Annotated in this window: 15 protein-coding genes; 12 read left to right on the forward strand and 3 right to left on the reverse strand. The window is 63.5% G+C overall.

Annotation, left to right across the window (positions count from 1 at the left end; genetic code table 11):
- Positions 1 to 6 precede the first annotated feature (6 nt).
- From FJ946_RS03780 to FJ946_RS03790, 3 genes are read left to right on the forward strand one after another with little or no spacing between them, the layout of a single operon-like run.
- Positions 7 to 960: an ABC transporter permease gene (locus tag FJ946_RS03780; RefSeq protein ID WP_140564454.1), complete on the forward strand. Its 954-nt coding sequence runs from the start codon at positions 7 to 9 to the stop codon at positions 958 to 960.
- A complete protein-coding gene (locus FJ946_RS03785; RefSeq protein ID WP_140497909.1) occupies positions 957 to 1835 on the forward strand; it encodes an ABC transporter permease in 879 nt (292 codons plus the stop codon). Before FJ946_RS03780 ends, FJ946_RS03785 begins: the two co-directional genes overlap by 4 nt.
- Entirely contained in the window at positions 1828 to 3879 is a 2052-nt protein-coding gene (locus FJ946_RS03790; protein WP_140564294.1) for an ABC transporter ATP-binding protein, read from the forward strand. Before FJ946_RS03785 ends, FJ946_RS03790 begins: the two co-directional genes overlap by 8 nt.
- A 22-nt stretch (positions 3880 to 3901) precedes the next feature.
- On the opposite strand, the gene FJ946_RS03795 is transcribed toward FJ946_RS03790, so the two are convergent.
- Positions 3902 to 4852 carry a LysR family transcriptional regulator gene (locus tag FJ946_RS03795; RefSeq protein ID WP_140564295.1) on the reverse strand — a complete coding sequence of 317 codons (951 nt, stop codon included), beginning with the start codon at positions 4850 to 4852 and terminating at the stop codon, positions 3902 to 3904.
- 65 nt (positions 4853 to 4917) lie between these two features.
- On the opposite strand from FJ946_RS03795, the gene FJ946_RS03800 reads away from it, so the two are divergent.
- From FJ946_RS03800 to FJ946_RS03830, 7 genes are all read left to right on the forward strand, one after another.
- A complete protein-coding gene (locus tag FJ946_RS03800; protein WP_140564296.1) occupies positions 4918 to 6573 on the forward strand; it encodes an ABC transporter substrate-binding protein in 1656 nt (551 codons plus the stop codon).
- A gap of 171 nt (positions 6574 to 6744) precedes the next feature.
- A complete protein-coding gene (locus FJ946_RS03805) occupies positions 6745 to 7614 on the forward strand; it encodes a DUF427 domain-containing protein (protein WP_140497901.1) in 870 nt (289 codons plus the stop codon).
- 80 nt (positions 7615 to 7694) lie between these two features.
- Positions 7695 to 8459, forward strand: a complete 765-nt coding sequence (locus FJ946_RS03810) for an SDR family oxidoreductase (RefSeq protein ID WP_140564297.1) — start codon at positions 7695 to 7697, stop codon at positions 8457 to 8459.
- A 447-nt stretch (positions 8460 to 8906) separates the two neighbouring features.
- Positions 8907 to 9881 carry an ABC transporter substrate-binding protein gene (locus FJ946_RS03815; RefSeq protein WP_140564298.1) on the forward strand — a complete coding sequence of 325 codons (975 nt, stop codon included), beginning with the start codon at positions 8907 to 8909 and terminating at the stop codon, positions 9879 to 9881.
- Positions 9882 to 9957: 76 nt separating this feature from the next.
- Positions 9958 to 11043, forward strand: a complete 1086-nt coding sequence (locus FJ946_RS03820) for a glycine betaine/L-proline ABC transporter ATP-binding protein (RefSeq protein ID WP_140564299.1) — start codon at positions 9958 to 9960, stop codon at positions 11041 to 11043.
- The gene (locus tag FJ946_RS03825; protein WP_140564300.1) at positions 11040 to 13016 is read left to right on the forward strand and encodes an ABC transporter permease subunit; all 1977 of its coding nucleotides are present in this window, start codon (positions 11040 to 11042) and stop codon (positions 13014 to 13016) included. The genes FJ946_RS03820 and FJ946_RS03825 overlap by 4 nt, the downstream gene beginning before the upstream one ends.
- A 34-nt stretch (positions 13017 to 13050) precedes the next feature.
- On the forward strand, positions 13051 to 13428 hold the full coding sequence (locus tag FJ946_RS03830; RefSeq protein WP_140514715.1) for a GFA family protein: 378 nt from the start codon (positions 13051 to 13053) through the stop codon (positions 13426 to 13428).
- A 6-nt stretch (positions 13429 to 13434) separates the two neighbouring features.
- Here FJ946_RS03830 and FJ946_RS03835 read toward each other — a convergent pair whose 3' ends face one another.
- Positions 13435 to 14793 (reverse strand): NAD(P)/FAD-dependent oxidoreductase, encoded by a 1359-nt coding sequence (locus FJ946_RS03835; RefSeq protein WP_140514713.1) that lies wholly within the window; start codon positions 14791 to 14793, stop codon positions 13435 to 13437.
- A 262-nt stretch (positions 14794 to 15055) separates the two neighbouring features.
- On the opposite strand from FJ946_RS03835, the gene FJ946_RS03840 reads away from it, so the two are divergent.
- Together FJ946_RS03840 and FJ946_RS03845 are read left to right on the forward strand one after the other, a co-directional pair.
- Positions 15056 to 15778 carry an XRE family transcriptional regulator gene (locus FJ946_RS03840; protein WP_140564301.1) on the forward strand — a complete coding sequence of 241 codons (723 nt, stop codon included), beginning with the start codon at positions 15056 to 15058 and terminating at the stop codon, positions 15776 to 15778.
- 113 nt (positions 15779 to 15891) lie between these two features.
- Positions 15892 to 16260: an endonuclease domain-containing protein gene (locus FJ946_RS03845; RefSeq protein ID WP_140564302.1), complete on the forward strand. Its 369-nt coding sequence runs from the start codon at positions 15892 to 15894 to the stop codon at positions 16258 to 16260.
- 129 nt (positions 16261 to 16389) lie between these two features.
- On the opposite strand, the gene FJ946_RS03850 is transcribed toward FJ946_RS03845, so the two are convergent.
- On the reverse strand, positions 16390 to 17430 hold the full coding sequence (locus FJ946_RS03850) for a DUF3445 domain-containing protein (protein ID WP_140564303.1): 1041 nt from the start codon (positions 17428 to 17430) through the stop codon (positions 16390 to 16392).
- Between the last annotated feature and the right edge of the window lie 7 nt (positions 17431 to 17437).

The raw sequence follows: 17437 nt of genomic DNA on the forward strand, positions 1-17437 counted from the left end.
TTAGCCATTCTCTCCTTCCTTGTCCGGCGCGTCTCGCTTTCGCTCGTCACGCTGTTCCTGCTCAGCATCATGGTCTTTCTGGGCGGACAGGTGCTTCCAGGCAATGTCGGGCGCGCCATATTGGGGCCGTTCGCCGACCAGCGCGCCGTCGATGCGCTCAACCATTCGCTCGGCGTCGACCGGCCACTGCTTGCCCAGTACTGGAGCTGGATTTCAAACTTCGTCCAGGGCGACATGGGCACGTCCTACATCTTCCGCTCGCCAGTCGCCCCCTTCGTCATCGATGCGCTGGGGAATTCGATGAAGCTGGCGGCGGTCGCCTTCGTGCTGGTGGTGCCGATCGGCATCCTTGGCGGCGTCGTCGCGGCCCTCAACCTCAACCGGCCGCTCGACCGCATCATCAGCCTTGGCGGCCTGTCGGTGACGGTGCTGCCGGAGTTCGTCACTGGCATCATCCTGATCCTGATCTTCGGTGTCTGGCTGCGCTGGCTGCCGATCTCGGCGGCATGGCCGCATGATGCCGGTTTCTTCACGCAGCTTTACTACCTGATCCTGCCGGCGCTGCCGCTGTTCCTGGTGCTGTTCGGCTATATCGCGCGCATGGCGCGCTCGGGCATGATCGAGGCGCTCGATTCCGACTATACGCGAACCGCGGTGCTCAAGGGCCTGCCCTGGCGCACGGTGATCTGGCGCCATGTGCTGCGCAATGCGCTGCTGCCGACCATCACCGTCATTGCCACCCAGACCGGCTATCTCATCGGCGGGCTGGTGGTGATCGAGACGCTGTTCCGCTACCAGGGTATCGGCTCGCTGATCTTCACCGCTGCGCGCGGCAAGGATTTCCCGATGCTGGAATCGGGCATCCTGACCATCGGAATCGTCTATGCCGTGGCCACCCTTGTGGCCGACTTCCTCTATTCCGTGCTCAATCCACGCATCCGGCTGGGGTCAGAACAATGAGCGCCGTCCAGACCAGTCCCGCCAGACAGGACGACACCCGCCAGCGCAGCCCCCTGGCGGAGGTTTTGTCCTCGCTGCTTCGCTCCGGCACCTTCCTCGTCGGCATCACCATTGTGCTGTTCTGGGTCGCCTGTGCGCTGTTCGGCGAACATTTCGCGCCCTACGATCCGCTCGCCGACGACATCATCAACGCGCTGGCGCCGCCTTCGGCCGAACACTGGTTCGGCACCGACCAGATCGGCCGCGACGTCTTCTCGCGCGTCATCGTCGGCTCGCGCGACATCCTGACCGTGGCGCCGCTGGCGACATTGCTGGCGACGGTGGCCGGCACGGCGCTCGGGCTGCTCACCGGTTACTTCCGCGGCATCGTCGACGATGTCGTCAGCCGCATCCTGGAAGCCTTCATGGCAATCCCGGTGGTGATCGTGGCGCTGCTCGCCATCGTGGCGCTCGGCACGTCCAAGACCACCGTCATCGTGGTCATCGGCCTGAGCTTCGCGCCGATCATCGCGCGCACCGTGCGCTCGGCTGTGCTGGCTGAGCGCGAGCTCGACTATGTCGCCGCGGCCCAGCTCAGGCATGAGAGTGCGCTGCATACGATGTTCGTCGAGATCCTGCCCAACGTCATTCCGCCGATCCTGGTTGAAACCACCGTGCGGCTTGGTTATGCCATTTTCGCGGTTGCCACGCTTTCCTTCATGGGCTTCGGCATCCAGCCGCCGTCGCCGGACTGGGGGCTCTCGATTTCCAGCAATTACGGCATGATCGGCGGCGGCTTCTGGTGGACCGTGCTGTTCGACGCGCTCGCCATCGCCTCGCTGGTGATCGGCGTCAATTTGGCGGCCGACGGCGTGCATGGAGCCTTCAATGACTGAACCCTCCAAGACCCGGAAGGCGCAGGCCCAGAATGCACTCGACCTCAACGACCTGTCGGTCGCTTATCGTGTTTCCGGCCGAAACCGGGCGGTGCTGCGCAATCTCAGTCTCACCATCGGCCAAGGCGAGGCCTATGGGCTGGTCGGCGAATCCGGCTGCGGCAAATCCACAGTCGCCCTTTCCGTCGTGCGCTACCTGCCGCGAAACGGTTCGATATCAGGCGGCGCGATCTCGCTCGACGGCCAGGACGTCATGAAGCTCGATGCCGAGGCGCTCAGGCAAATGCGCGCCGAAAGCGTCTCCATGGTCTATCAGGACCCCGGCAAGGCGCTCAACCCGTCGATCCGCATCGGTCGCCAGCTGGCCGAGATCTTCGAGCTTGGGGGCAAAACGGGGCAGGCAGCCGAGGATCGCGCAATCGCCATGCTCAACCGGGTGCGGATCTCCGATCCGGCCAGCGTCATGCAACGCTATCCGCACCAGCTTTCCGGCGGCATGCAGCAGCGCGTGGCGATCGCCATGGCGCTGGCCAACGATCCTTCGATGCTGATCCTGGATGAGCCGACGACCGGCCTCGACGCGACCGTCGAAGCCGAGGTGCTCGACCTGATCGCGCAGCTGCGGCAAGAATTGTCGGCCTCGATCCTGTTCATCAGCCACAATCTCGCCGTCGTCTCCAACATGTGCGATCGCGTCGGCGTGCTCTATGCCGGCATGCTGGTCGAGGAAGGGCCGACGGAGGCCGTCTTCAACGATCCGCGCCATCCCTATACGGTAGCGCTGCTGCGCTGCCTGCCGCGCGGCGGCCAGCGCAAGGACCAGGGCCGCCTCGACACCATCCCGGGCTTTTTGCCCGGCATCGGGGCCGACATCAAGGGCTGCCCCTTCACCGACCGCTGCGCTCTCGCTACTGACCGCTGCCGCAACGAGTTGCCGCCGCTCTACGAACTGGGCGGCCGGCTGTCGCGCTGCCACTATCACGAGAAGGCGCAATCCCTGCCGCGCGCGACGCCCGGCGACGCGCCCGCCGCGCCGAAAGCCGCAGCCGCGCCGGTATTGCGGGTCGCCGGGCTGAACAAGACCTTTGCCAGCCATGGCCATTCGCTGCGCGCGGTGAAGGACGTGTCGCTCGATCTCAGGCCGGGCGAAACGCTCGGGCTGGTCGGCGAGTCCGGCAGCGGCAAGACCACTTTCGCCAGGCTGCTGCTCGGCCTCGTGCCGCCCGACGACGGAGGCAGCATCGAGCTCGAGGGCAAGGCGCTGGCGCCGCGGCTGGGGGACCGCAGCGACGACCAGGTCAAGGCGATGCAGATCGTCTTCCAGAACCCGGACTCCGCACTCAACCGCTCGCATTCGATAAGGCATCTGATCGGCCGCGCGCTGAAGCGGCTGGCCGGCTTGAGCGGCAAGGCGCTCGAGGCGCGCCTCGACGACCTCGTCCGCTCGGTGCGGCTGACCGACCGGCATCTGGCCGTGAAGCCGCGCCAGCTGTCGGGCGGGCTGAAACAACGCGTTGCCATAGCGCGCGCCTTCGCCGGCGATCCACGCATCGTCGTGTGCGACGAGCCGACCTCCGCGCTCGACGTGTCGGTGCAAGCCGCGATTCTCAACCTGCTCGCCGATCTGCAAGCGAAGGAAGACGTCAGCTACATCTTCATCTCGCATGACCTTGGCGTGGTGCGCTACCTCTCAGACAAGATCGCCGTGCTCTATCTCGGCCGCATCATGGAACTCGGCCCGTCGGAAGACGTCTTCTCCGGCCCGCATCATCCCTACACCGAAGCGCTGCTGTCGGCCGTGCCCAGGCTCGACCAGACCGAGACGGCGCGCATCCGTCTCGACGGCGAAATCCCCAGCGCCGCCAATCCGCCGCCGGGCTGTGTCTTCCACACGCGCTGCCCACGCAAGATCGGCCCGATCTGCGAACAGCAGGAACCGCCGCTGGCCGAGGCGCGCCCCGGGCACTCGATCCGCTGCCATATTCCCTACGCGGAACTCGCCAGGCTGCAGAGGCCGGCAGCGGTCGATACCGAGCCGGCGTAGCCGAACATACGGCCCCTGCCCTTCACGGCTGGCCGGCCATGCTGAAGGACCGGTCGCCTTCGGCAAAGCCCTGCTCGCCGGCCCAATCCCTCGTCAGCGCCCGCAATCCCGCCAAGGCCACGTCGAGCACATCCGACGACGCCGGATTGCTGGGATAGGCAAGATAGATCGGCCGCTGGAACACGGGCGTGTTCGCGACGCGTTTCATTTCGCCGCGCTCGATATGGCCGCTGACGGCGCTGAGCGGCAGATAGGCGGCGGCTTGCTGCGACAGCACGTGCTGCAACCCGATGAAGACCAGGCCGGCCGAAATGGCCGGCTTGACCATGCCGGCAAACGCCCGATCATGCTCGATGCGGAATTCGAGCCCCCAGTCCATCAGTATGTAGTTCTCGGTCCACGGCTTCGTCTGCGCGGCATGCTGGACAAGCACGACCTGATCGACGGCCAGCGTTTCGTAAACGATTCCGGGATGCGGCCGCGGCAGATAGAGGATGCAGATGTCGAGCAGGCCTTCGGCCAGTTGGTCGATCGCCAGATCGGGAAAACTGCCCTCGAGCCGCAACGCCACGTTCGGCCGCTCGGAGCGCATCCATTCGACCCATGGCGAAGTGATGCGCTCCCACAGATAGGCGGGCGCGGTCAGCCGCAGCAGTGTCTCGTAGCCATCGGGAACGGCGATGTCCTGCCTTGATTGCTCCCAGGTACGGGTGATTGCGGATGCATGCGGCAGGAACTGGCGGCCGGCCGGCGTCAGCGTGATGCCATCGCGTTCGCGGACGAAAAGCCGTCGCCCCAACTGCTCCTCCAGCACTCTTATCCGCGCACTGACGGTGGACTGGGCAAGGTTCAGCCGATTGGCCGCGACGGTGAAGCTGCCATGCTCGGCAATCTCCAGGAAACTGCGCAGGTTTTCGTGTCCATGTCTTGGCTCTCCGCATCGAAAATTCCGATGCCCCCTATCAAAAAATATCGCTTTCCGCTGGCGGTCAACGATGAACTAGATGGCCTGCCCCAAGACAAGCGAGGATTGCAGCCATGCCGAAGCATTTCGAGAGGATCGACATCGCCCGCCGGAATCTCACTGCAATCGAAAATTCCGCTGTCGACGAATTGCTGGCCGGCCGGCTCGACCGGCGCGATTTCCTGCGCCATGGCAGCGTTCTCGGCCTTTCGCTGCCGTTCTTGGGCAGCCTTGTCGCCGCCGCCGGTCTCGGCACGCAAGAAGCCCGCGCCGAAGGCAAAGCGGGCGGCACGGTGCGCGCCGGCGTGGCGACGCCAGGCGGGGCCATCGATCCCGTCACCTACTACGACAGCGGCAGCTACCAGCTGGTTTTCCAGACCGCCGAATTCCTCTGCGTCACACAGCCGGACCTCACGCTGAAGCCGGTGCTGGCGGAAAGCTGGTCGCCGAACGAGGACGGCAGCGTCTGGACGTTCAAGCTGCGCAAGGGCGTGAAATTCCACAATGGCGAGGACTTCAAGGCCGACGACGTCGTCGCGACCTTCGACCGGCTGGCCGACCCGGACGGGGCCTCGAACGCGCTTTCGGTGTTCAAGGGCCTGCTGTCGAAGGGCGGCACCCGCAAGGTCGACGACCACACCGTCGCCTTCCATCTCGACGTGCCGAACGGCAGCTTTCCCTATTCGGTGTCGATCGACAACTACAATGCCGTCATCCTGCCGGCGAGCTACAAGGGCGACTACGAAAAGACCTTTGAAGGCACCGGCCCGTTCCGGCTGGAGAGCTACACGCCGAAAGTCGGCGCTACCTTCATCCGCAACCCCGATTATTGGGGCGAGAAGGCGTTGCCCGACCGGCTCGAGTTCAAATTCTACGGCGATGTCCAGCCGCGCATCCTGGCGCTGCAGGCCGGCGAAGTGGACATTCTCGACGCCGTTCCGCTCGATGTCAGCCAAGTGGTGCTGAACAGCCCCGACATCACCGTGCTGCGCGTCGCCTCGACCGCGCACCGCCAGCTCCACATGCGCTGCGACATGGCGCCTTTCACCGACAAGCGCGTGCGCCAGGCGCTGGCGCTGTGCATCGACCGTTCCAAGCTGGTGGATGGGCTGTGCCGCGGGATGGCGGCGACCGGCAATGACAGCCCGTTTGCGGCGGCCTTCCCCGCGACCGACAGAACGGTGCCGCAGCGCGCCCAGGACATCGCCAAGGCCAAGCAGCTTATGGAAGCCGTGGGCCTCAGCAGCGGCTTCGACATCACGCTGACGACGCTGCGCTACTCCGACATTCCCGGCTACGCGCAGCTGTTCCAGAACTTCGCCAAGGAGATCGGCGCGCGCGTCTCGCTCAACATCGAGGACCAGGACAAATATTACGGCAAGGCGGTGTTCGGTCAATCGGACTGGCTGGACAGCCCGCTCGGCATCACCGACTACGCCCATCGCAGCGTGCCGAACGTCTTCCTGAAAAGCCCGCTGGTCAGCGACGGCCCGTGGAATGCGGCGCATTTCAAGAGCGCCGCCTATGACGGCATGGTCAATTCCTATCTCAAGGCGCTCGACATCGGCGCGCAGCGGGCGGCGGCGTCAGACATCCAGAAGCTGCTGCTCGACGAGACGCCTGTCATCTTCAGCTATTTCCCCGACCTCCTGGTGCCGGTGCGCAAGAATGTCAGCGGGCTGCCGCCGATCGCCGCCGGCCTGCTGCTCGACCGGGTGTCGCTGGGATAGAGGCTGGATGGACAATTTCTGCTTTCGGGCGGCGAGGCTATCCGCCAGCGGGGCTGCGAAGGGCGATGGGGGGCCATCGTTCGAGCCGCTCGACTCAGGAGAAGCCCGCCGCCCGGAAACCCACTCCGAGACGACTCAATCCAGGTCCATCTCGCTTTGCGCCAGCACTCTATGACAAAAGAAAAGAAACGGGAGACTACCATTCGCAAGCCTCATTTGCGCGGCCGCGGGCCGCATTTTCCCTTGCTCGACACGATCGTGCAGTATGAGTTCGAGCCCGGCTACGTCGCCTTCACCATGCCGATGCAGAAGCGGCTGCGCGTGCAAGTGGGATCGATGATCGTCGCCGACACGACCAGGGCGCTGGTGTTCTACGAATCCGATCACCTGCCGGTCTACTATTTCCCGATGAGCGACGTGCGCGAGGAATTCCTGCTGCCGAGCAGGACGACGACGGAAGATCCGTTCAAGGGCCTGGCCACGCACTACTCGCTCAACACCGGCATCACGCTGGTCGAGGATGCCGCCTGGCGCTATCTCGACCCGGTCAAGGGCTGCCCACCGATCGCGGACTACATGTCCTTCTACTGGCCCAAGATGACGCATTGGTATGAGGAGGACGAGGAGATCTTCGTCCACGCCCGCGACCCGTTCCGGCGGGTCGACTGCCTGCCGTCCTCACGGCGGGTGCAGGTCATCCTGGACGGCGAGCAGGTCGCCGATTCACGGCGCGGCGTGTTCCTGTTCGAGACCGGCCATCCGGTACGCCATTATCTGCCGATCTCCGACACGCGGCTCGATATGTTCGCGCCCAGCCGCTACATCTCGCGCTGCCCCTACAAGGGCATCTCCAACTACTATCACGTGACGACGGGCAAGAAGCGCCACGAGAACCTCGTCTGGTACTATCCCGAGCCGGTGCATGAGGCGGAGCGCATCAAGGGCCTGGTCTGCTTCCATCACGAACTGGTCGACAAGATCCTGGTCGACGGCGTCGAGATCCCGAAAGAAGCCACGGCCGCCTCCGACGGCTATTTCTAGCCGTGTCGCAATGCCCGCGCTGAAGGCTTGATCGGAACGCGGGACAGCGCATACCCTCCCTGAAGCAGGGAGGGTTATCGATGGATTTTTTCAAGCTGGACGGCGATGTCGCGCTGGTTACCGGTGCCGGCAGCGGCATCGGCCAGGCAATCGCGATCGGATTGGCGCAGGCCGGCGCCGACGTCGCCTGTTTCGGCCATGCATCGAAGGGCGGGCTGGAGGAGACCGCACAGCGTATCACCGCGCTTGGGCGCAAGGCGCTGGTGCTGACGGGCACGGTGACGTCCGAGAGCGATCTCGCGGCGGCGACCGACCGCGTCGAGAGCGAACTCGGCGCCCTGACGATTGCCGTCAACAATGCCGGCATCGCCGGATCGGAGCCGGCCGAGACAATGGCCCTGGAGACGTGGCGGAAGGTGCACGAGGTCAATGTCGCCGGCGTGTTCCTTTCCTGCCAGGCCGAAGCGCGCAAGATGCTGGCGCGGCGCAAGGGCTCGATCGTCAACATCGCCTCGATGTCGGGCACCATCGTCAATCGCGGGCTGACGCAGGCGCATTACAATTCCTCGAAGGCCGCCGTCATCCACATGTCGAAGAGCCTCGCCATGGAGTGGGCCGACCGCGGCCTGCGCGTCAACGTGGTCAGCCCGGGCTACACGCTGACGCCGATGAACAAGAGGCCCGAGGTGGCGGAGGAGATCAAGATCTTCAAGCGCGACACGCCGATGGGGCGCATGGCGACGCCCGAGGAAATGGTCGGGCCGACCGTGTTCCTGGCCAGCCGCGCGTCGAGCTTCGTCACCGGCCTCGACCTGATCGTCGATGGCGGCTACGTCTGCTGGTAAGGTGGCTCGGCAGGTGGGTTGGGTGCGACCTCGCCTGCGGTCCGAATTATGCATCCAGCAAGCCTTAGTCATTGCGCGCGATAAGTGTTGGTATATATAATTTCATCTCATGAAACGGTTCTGGCGATGGGGCTTGCCGGGCCGATAGCCGAGGTCAGGGGACCCTGATGGCTCGCATTTTGCAGGGCGTCATAAGGCTGGCAATCGACCCGCAGGTGATCGTTGTCGCAGCGATCCGTCGGCAGCTATGACGCCGACCTTTCAGCACCATTTCCGCAAATCAAACACTCAGCACAATCCACCTGCGCCGGTTTTGGCCGCGCGATGGCGGAAACGGCCTTGCGCAACGGCAGGTCTTTCCAACACAATCAAGAAAAAACCCAGCAAGGGCAGAAAGACGCAAGAAGGGAACGAACGATAACCGTCACAGCTTGAAGGAGAACAAGCATGTCATTTCGGAGCGGAGTTTCTAAACTGTCCATGGGCGCCGCCGCGCTCGCGGCACTGAGCCTGCCAACGCTTTCCGTCCACGCCGCAGCCCCTGAATCCAACGATCCCATCAAGATCGCGCTGTTCGACTGGACCAGCGTCAATCTCAACGCCAAGATTCTCGGCGGTATTCTCGAAAAGCTCGGCTACACCGTCGAATATCCGACCGCCGATTACCTCTCCAGCCTGACCACCGGTCTCACCAATGGCGACCTCGATATCGGCCTGGAATTCTGGGACACGACCGCCGGCGAGGCGATGAAGGCTTCCGACGCCACCGGCCAGACCGAGCGCCTCGGCAAGCTCGGCCCCAAGGCCAAGGAAGAGTGGTGGTTCCCCGAATATATGAAGGAGAAATGCCCGGGCCTGCCCAATTGGGAAGCGCTGAAGGATCCGAAATGCGCCGAGGCCTTTTCGACGGCCGAGACGGCGCCCAAGGGTCGTTATCTCGGCGGTCCGGTGACCTGGGAGGGTTTTGACGACGAGCGCGTCGAGGCACTCAAATTGCCATTCACCGTCATCCACGCCGGCACCGACGCGGCGATGTTCGCGGAGCTCGATTCCGCTTACCAGCGCAAGGCGCCGATCATGCTGTGGATCTATTCGCCGCATTGGGCGCCGGCCAAATACAAGGGCGAATGGGTTCAATTCCCCGAATACACGCCCGAATGCTACAGCGACCCGAAATGGGGCACGAATCCCGACGCCAAATATGATTGCGGCAAGCCGCATGGCGAGATCTGGAAATATGCCTGGAACGGCATGAAGGACAAATGGCCCGTCGCCTACAAGGTGGCCAAGGCCTACACGGTCGACACCGACGAGCTCAACAAGATGAGCGGTGAGATCGACCTCGGCGGCAAGACGCCGGAGGACGTCGCCGCCGCCTGGATCGCCGTCCACGAAGCCGACTGGAAAGCTTGGGCACAGTGATTGCTCCGACTGGAGAATGAGATCCGGCCGCCGATCGGCCGGGCCTCAATCGACGCTATTCCAGAAGGACGCTTGAATGCCTGACAAGACCGAACAGGGATCGAACGCCGCGGGCGCGCCAAAGGATGCCCGCCCGATAAAGCTGGCCTGCCGCAATGTCTGGAAACTGTTCGGTTCGAACGCGGCCAGCTTCATTCGCGAGCGCGACGGCAAGGCCAGCATGGCCGATGTCGCCGCTGCCGGACTGGTCGGGGCGGTACGCGGCGTCGACCTCGAAATCCGCCAGGGTGAGGTCTTCACCATCATGGGGCTCTCGGGGTCGGGCAAGTCGACCCTGGTGCGCTGCATGTCGAGGCTGGTCGAGCCGACGCACGGCAAGGTCGAGTTCGAGGGCAAGGACCTGCTCAAGATCTCGGATGCAGCGCTCATCGAACTCAGGCGCCACCGCATGGGCATGGTGTTCCAGAATTTCGCGCTGCTGCCGCATCTCAACGTGCTGGACAACATCGCCTTTCCGCTCAGCATCCAGGGGCAGGACCGTGCGACGCGCGAAGCACGCGCCCGCGACGTGATCGAGCTTGTCGGCCTGCGCGGCCGAGAGCATTTCTATCCGCGCGAGCTGTCAGGCGGCCAGCAGCAGCGTGTCGGCATCGCCCGCAGCCTGGCGACCAAGCCGGAGATCTGGTTCCTCGACGAGCCGTTCTCGGCGCTCGACCCGTTGATCCGCCGCGAGATGCAGGACGAGTTGATGCGATTGCAAACCATGCTGCACAAGACCATCGTCTTCATCACCCATGATTTCGACGAGGCGATAAGGCTGGCCGACCGCATCGCCATCATGAAGGATGGCGAAGTCATCCAGATCGGCACGCCGGAGGAACTGGTGGTTAATCCCGCGACAGACTATGTCGCCGAATTCACCCGCGACGTCGACCGCGCCAAGGTGATCTCGGCGAAGAGCCTGATGCGCGCCTGCGACGGCGCCGAGCATGGCGGCACGGTGGCGCCGGAGGCCAAGATTGCCAGCTTCTCGGCCAGCATCGTGGCGGGCGGCAGACCGTTCGCGGTGATCAACGGCAGCGGCAAGCCGATCGGCGAGGTGACGCCGCAAGCGGTGATCGACCTGCTCGCCGGCATCGAGAGGTCAGGAGCCGGTGCATGACAGTAACGGCAAGCGCCAGTGGGACGAGGCCGCGACCGGCGCAGACCCGGCTGCTGGTCTGGGCCGCAGCGCTTGCGGTGGTGCTGGTCGTGTTCCTGCTCCAGGACAGTCTCCCCTGGGCTGTCAACTATCCGGCCGAGGGGATCGTGCCGGTCGCCGATTGGGTCAGCGCCCTGATGCGCTGGATAAAGATAAACCTGTCATGGCTGACGCGGTCGATCACTGCCGTGCTCGGCGTGCCGCTCGATTTCGCGCTCGACCTTCTGGCAAAGAATTTCAAGATCGGTCACGGCGCCGACGCCTATGTGCTGCCGCGCCTGTCCTGGATCGGCATCTGCGCGGCGGCCTTTGTCGCCGGGCATGCGGCTGGCGGGCGCAAGCTCGGCATGTTGGTCGGCGGCTGTTTTCTCTACATCGCGCTGTTCGGCCAATGGACCAGCGCCATGCTGACGCTGGCGCTGATTTCCATCGCCGTGCCATTCTGCATCGCCACGGGATTGTTCGTCGGCATCTGGGCCTGGCGGAAACCCTGGGCGGAGCGGCTGGTGGTCTCCCCTGCCCTCGATCTGATGCAGACCATCCCGACCTTCGCGTACCTCATCCCGATGCTGCTTCTGTTCGGCAACAGTCCGGTTTCGGCGATGATCGCCACCGCCATCTTCGCCACCCCGCCAATGGTGCGGGCAACGATGCTCGGCCTGTCGCGGGTGCCGTCCGAGATCGACGATTTCAGCGAGATGGCCGGCTGCACGGCGCGGCAGAAACTGTGGCGCGTGCTTTTGCCGTCGGCGCGGCCGACGCTGATGGTCGGCGTCAACCAGGTGATCATGCTGGCGCTGAACATGGTGATCATCGCCTCGATGATCGGCGCCGGCGGGCTAGGCTATGACGTATTGCTGGCGCTGCGTGCGCTGAAGGTCGGCGAAGCCATGGAAGCGGGGCTGGCCATCGTGGCGCTAGCCATCGCGCTCGACCGGCTGAGCCAGGCCATCGCCGCCAACCATGCAAAAGGTCACGTCCACCGGCAAGTCCAGCCCGCCTTCTGGCGGCGCAATCTGACGCTGGCCGTCGCCATCCTGATCGTCACCACACTGCTTGGCCTCTTCGTGCCTGCCTTCGCGGCGGTGCCGAAGGCGATCACCTTCACCACCGCGCCATTGTGGAAAGCGGCGGTGAATTGGGTGACGATCAACTTCTTCGATATCATCGAGGCGTTCCGCGTGGCGCTGATCCTTAACGTGCTGAACCCGGTGCGCGCCTTCTGCGAGGGCTTTCCGTGGCTGGGCGCGGTATTTCTGCTCGGCCTTGCCGGCTATCAGCTTTCCGGCCTGCGCCTGGCCGCTCTGGTGGCAGTGCTGACCGCCTTCTGCGCCGTCACCGGGCTGTGGGAAAAGACGATGGCGACCGTCTATCTCTGCGGCATCTCGGCTTTCATCGCTTGCCTGATCGGCATTCCGATCGGCCTGATGGCCGCGCGCAGCGACCGCTTCGAGAAGGTGACCACGCCCGTCATCGACACGCTGCAGGTGCTGCCCTCCTTCTGCTTCATCATTCCGGTGGTGATGCTTTTCCGCGTCGGCGACGTCACCGCGATGATCGCAACGATCGCCTTCGCCGTGGTGCCGGCGATCCGCTACACCAATCACGGCATCAGGCAGGTGCCGCCGGCACTGATCGAGGCGGCCAAGGTTTCGGGCTGCACGCCGCGCCAGACTTTCTTTCGCGTGCAATTGCCACTCGCGCTGCCCGAGATCATGCTGGGCGTCAACCAGACGATCCTGATGGCGTTGGCGATGATCATCATCTGCGCCATGGTCGGCACCCGTGATCTCGGCCAGGAGGTGTTCATCGCGCTGTCCAAGGCCGATTCGGGCCGCGGCATCGTCGCAGGGCTCGCCATCGCCTTCATCGGCATCGTCGCCGACCGGCTGTTCAATGCCTGGACGGCCAAGGCACGGGCGAGGCTGGGTTAAAGCTCAACCGGCGAACTTATCAAGGGAGGAAGACATGACCAGCAGGATTGCCCGCTGCACCTGTGGCCAATTGCAGATCCGCTGTCCGCAACAGCCGGCCAAAATATCGCTTTGCCACTGCCTGGACTGCCAGCGGCGCACCGGCAGTCCGTTCGGGATAGCGGCTTTTTTCGATGCCGACGCGATCGACATCGACGGCTCATCCCAGACATTCCGGCGCAATTCCGACAGCGGCTTTCCCGTCACGTTCCACTTTTGTGGAAACTGCGGCTCGACGGTGTTCTGGTATCCGTCGCGCAAACCGGAGGCGGTCGCTGTCGCGGTCGGCTGTTTCGCCGATCCGTCTTTCCCCGCGCCGACGCAAGCCGTCTATGGCGAAAGCCGCCACGACTGGGTCGTGTTGCCGGCCTGAAAGCCGCTACTCCGCCGCGACGCCCTTCACTTCCAGATAGCTCTCCATCGAATCGTCCAGCGCCTGCAGCCACGGCGTATGGTGCAGCGGCGCCATGGTGCCGGTCATCAACGAGCGGTAGGAATGGTCGCGGAAGCTCATGATGTCTTCCACCTTGTGGTGCTCCCATTCCATGAAGGTCTGGTTGACCGCCTCGACGTCGAAGCCGGGATAGTCGGTCTGGTCCATCAGTTCCTTGGTGTAGTCGCCCTGGAACCAGATCATCTGCTCGGCGTCTTCCAGCGTCTCCTCGCGCGCCCGCCATCTGGCGCCGTGCTCGGCCATTGCCTGCGCGGACGGCAGCTTGATGCGGCCCATGATCACGTCGCGCGCGAACCAAGCCTGCGCGTCGAACATGTTGAAAGTGTAGAACTGGTCCTGCATGCCGATGTAGAAAAGCTTCGGGTTCTTCTCCCAAACGACGCCTTCATAGAGATCCAGCGGCCACATGCGGTTGGCGGTCTTGAGCTTCAGGTCGTCGGTGAGGAAAGGGAAGGAATGGAGATAGCCGGTGCACAGGATGATTGCGTCGATATCCTTGGTTGAACCATCCTTGAAATGCGCGGTCTTGCCGACGACCTTCTGGAGCAGCGGCACCTCTTTCCAGTTCTCAGGCCATTTGAAGCCCATCGGCTTGGAGCGGTAGCTCGAGGTGATCGACTTCGCCCCGTATTTGTAGCACTGCGAGCCGATGTCCTCGGCCGAATAGGAGCGGCCGATGATCAGGATGTCCTTGCCCTTGAATTCCATCGCGTCGCGGAAATCGTGGCTGTGCAAGATGCGGCCGTTGAAGGTCGAGAACCCCTCGAAATAGGGAACGTTTGGCACCGAGAAATGCCCGGACGCGACGACGACATTGTCGAACTCTTCCGAATAGGTGACGTCGTTGGTGCGGTCATGCGCGGTGACGGTGAATTTCTTCGTCTCGTCCGAGAAGGTCACCATGCGCACAGGACTGTTGAAGCGCACCCATTTGCGCACGCCTGACTTTTCGACGCGGCCCTTGATGTAGTCCCACAGCACGGCGCGCGGGGGATAGGAGCCGATCGGCCGGCCGAAATGTTCCTCGAACGTGTAGTCGGCGAATTCCAGGCATTCCTTCGGCCCGTTCGACCAGAGATAGCGATACATCGAGCCGTGCACCGGATCGCCATGTTCATCGAGGCCGGTGCGCCATGTGTAGTTCCACAGGCCGCCCCAGTCGGACTGCTTTTCGAAGCAGACGATCTCGGGAATATCTGCCCCTTTGTCGGCCGCCGACTTGAAAGCCCTGAGCTGTGCCAGGCCGGACGGTCCGGCCCCGATGACGGCAACGCGAGTGTTCATTTCCGGGCCTCCATTTTTTGATTTCCCCAGCGAAACAAATTTCACTGGCAGTGACAGTAATTGGCCCTTCGGCACTGTCAACAGTCATCTGCGGGAGCGGCGTTTGCGCAAGGCGGATTCCTGGCGAAGAACCCGCATTGGCCGAAAATCGCGGGATTGGCGCATGCGACATAAGACGGCTTGCCGACGCGGCTGCGCTCATGTATCGCCACCGAACATGTTCACCTTGAGTGAAATAAATCCGCGAAGTCCGGGGGGCGACATGGCGAAAAACGCTTCAAATCCAAAGTCCGGTGCTGGAGCCGGCGGCGCAAAGGCAAAGCCGCTGCCAAAGGTCTCGGTGGACGGGAAGACCATCCGCGCGCCGCTGACCCAGAACCCGCACGCCATCCGCGACACGCGTGAAAAGGTGCTGGAAGTGGCGATCGGCCGCGAGGTGCGCGCGTTCCGCAAGAAGCTCGGCATCACCGTCGCCGATCTGGCGGTCGCCACCGACATTTCGCTGGGCATGCTGTCGAAGATCGAGAACGGCATCACCTCGCCGTCGCTGACCACTTTGCAGGCGCTGTCGCGGGCGCTGGGTGTTCCCGTCACCGCCTTCTTCCGCCGCTTCGAAGAGGAGCGCAGCGCCGTTTTCGTCAAGGCGGGCGAAGGGTTGGACGTCGAGCGCCGCGGCACGCGGGCCGGCCACCAGTACAATCTGCTTGGTCACATCGGCTCGAACACCAGCGGCGTCGTCGTCGAGCCCTATCTGATCACGCTGACCGAGGATTCGGACGTGTTCCCGACCTTCCAGCACGAGGGCATGGAATTCCTCTATATGCTCGAGGGCGAGGTCGTTTACCGACACGGCAGCAATCTCTATCCGATGAAGCCCGGCGACAGCCTGTTCTTCGACGCCGACGCCCCGCACGGGCCGGAGCATCTGACGAAACTGCCCATGCGCTATCTGTCGATTATTTGCTATCCGCAGAGCGCTGGGTAAGGGGACTCGATTTCCTTTTTTACAGCATTGGCGATTGGCGAAAAGCCGAAGTGGCATCCGATCTCCCCCCTTGAGGGGGAGATGTCCGGCAGGACAGAGGGGGGCGAACCGCGATGACGCATAATCTCGTATCCGCCAACAACCGCCGCAATGCGCGCAGGATGCGCAAGGTGATGACCGACGCCGAACTCAAGCTCTGGAATGAGATCAGGGCACATAGGTTGATGGGACCGGGGTTTCGGCGCCAGATGCCTATCGCCGGCCATATCGTCGATTTTGCATGCCCGGACAAAAAGCTGATCGTCGAGCTTGATGGTTCCCAGCATGGCCAAGCCGAAGCGTTGGAATTGGACGCTGCAAGAACCGCCAAGTTCGAAGCCCTGGGCTGGACCGTCCTGCGCTTCTGGAACGACGATGTTATCCGCGACATCGACAGTGTCTGCCAGCATGTCGTGATTGTGGCCGGGCTGGGCGGCGGGTGAGTTTCGCGGAGCGTTAGAGGTTGGACATTGGGCAAGGCCTGCGCTCCACGGCGCGCCCCTCTGCCCTGCCGGGCATCTCCCCCTCTTGGGGGGAGATTGGCTGCTTGGAGGGCAGCGTCAATACAGCAATCAATCCGGCCCGAATCCCGGGCTCGTCGCACTGCCATCATCCAATTTCGACAGCCACTCGACCAGTGTCGGGCGGTAGCGCGTCAGCCCCTTGTAGGTGGCAAGCTCCTCGGGCAGGTCGCGGATGACGCGGTGCAGGCGGCGCGCCCATTTGGGCTGCGTCACCAGTTCGTCCATCTTGATCAGGTAGCAGCGGATCGGGAAGACGATGGCGTTGGAGCGCGGCAGGCGCCAGAAGCTCTGCAACTCGACGCGCAGATGCACCTTGTCGCCGACATTGTCGGGCGTCACCGTCGCCCGGTCCGGGCCCCATTTGTGATAATTCTCGGGGCTGGTGTCGAGGCGCGGATTGACGGTCATGGTCCAGTTCAGGCGACGCGCCGGCTTGCCCTGCTGGATGTTGATGAGGAACTTCAGCGCCCTGACGAAAATCCCCTTTTCATGTGCCAGCGGCACCGGCGCGTGCCACTCGAAGAAGTTCATGCCGATGTCGAAGTCGAGCGACCAGTCGGCTTGGGTGGTGACCATTCCGGCATCCATCCAAAGATTGCCGTCGCGCTGGTCGAGGATGCAGAAATCGCCCTGGCTCTGGCGGGTGATGTACTCCATCGGCCCGTAAGGCAAAGTCGAGGTGTCGCCGAAGGTGAAGGTGTCGTCGATGCCGAGCGGCCGGTTGATCCAGCGCCAGCGATCGCCGTCTCGGGTCAGCGTGAAATGCTCGGGATAGCCCAGCGCCTGCTGCTCCATCAGAAGTTCGAGCAGATCCCAGCCGGCCAGCGTCATGTGCGGCAGCGACTGGCAGCGCAACGGATCCTCGGCCAGGACCAGAGCGCGGTCCTGCATCTCGGCGACATAGTGCTCATCGACATCTATCAGGTTTTCCAGCACGCTGCCCTTCGGACCGACGACATGCGGCTCGATGTTGACCGCATACATGTAGCTGTCTTCATGGAACGGAAACGGGAACCGCCTGATGTGCTCAGGGCTGTTCCTGAAGGTGAAGTCGTCGCGAAACGTTTCCTTGCGAAAGGTGATGCCCAAGCTCGCC

It is taken from the genome of Mesorhizobium sp. B2-4-7, assembly GCF_006442685.1.
Lineage (GTDB): Bacteria > Pseudomonadota > Alphaproteobacteria > Rhizobiales > Rhizobiaceae > Mesorhizobium.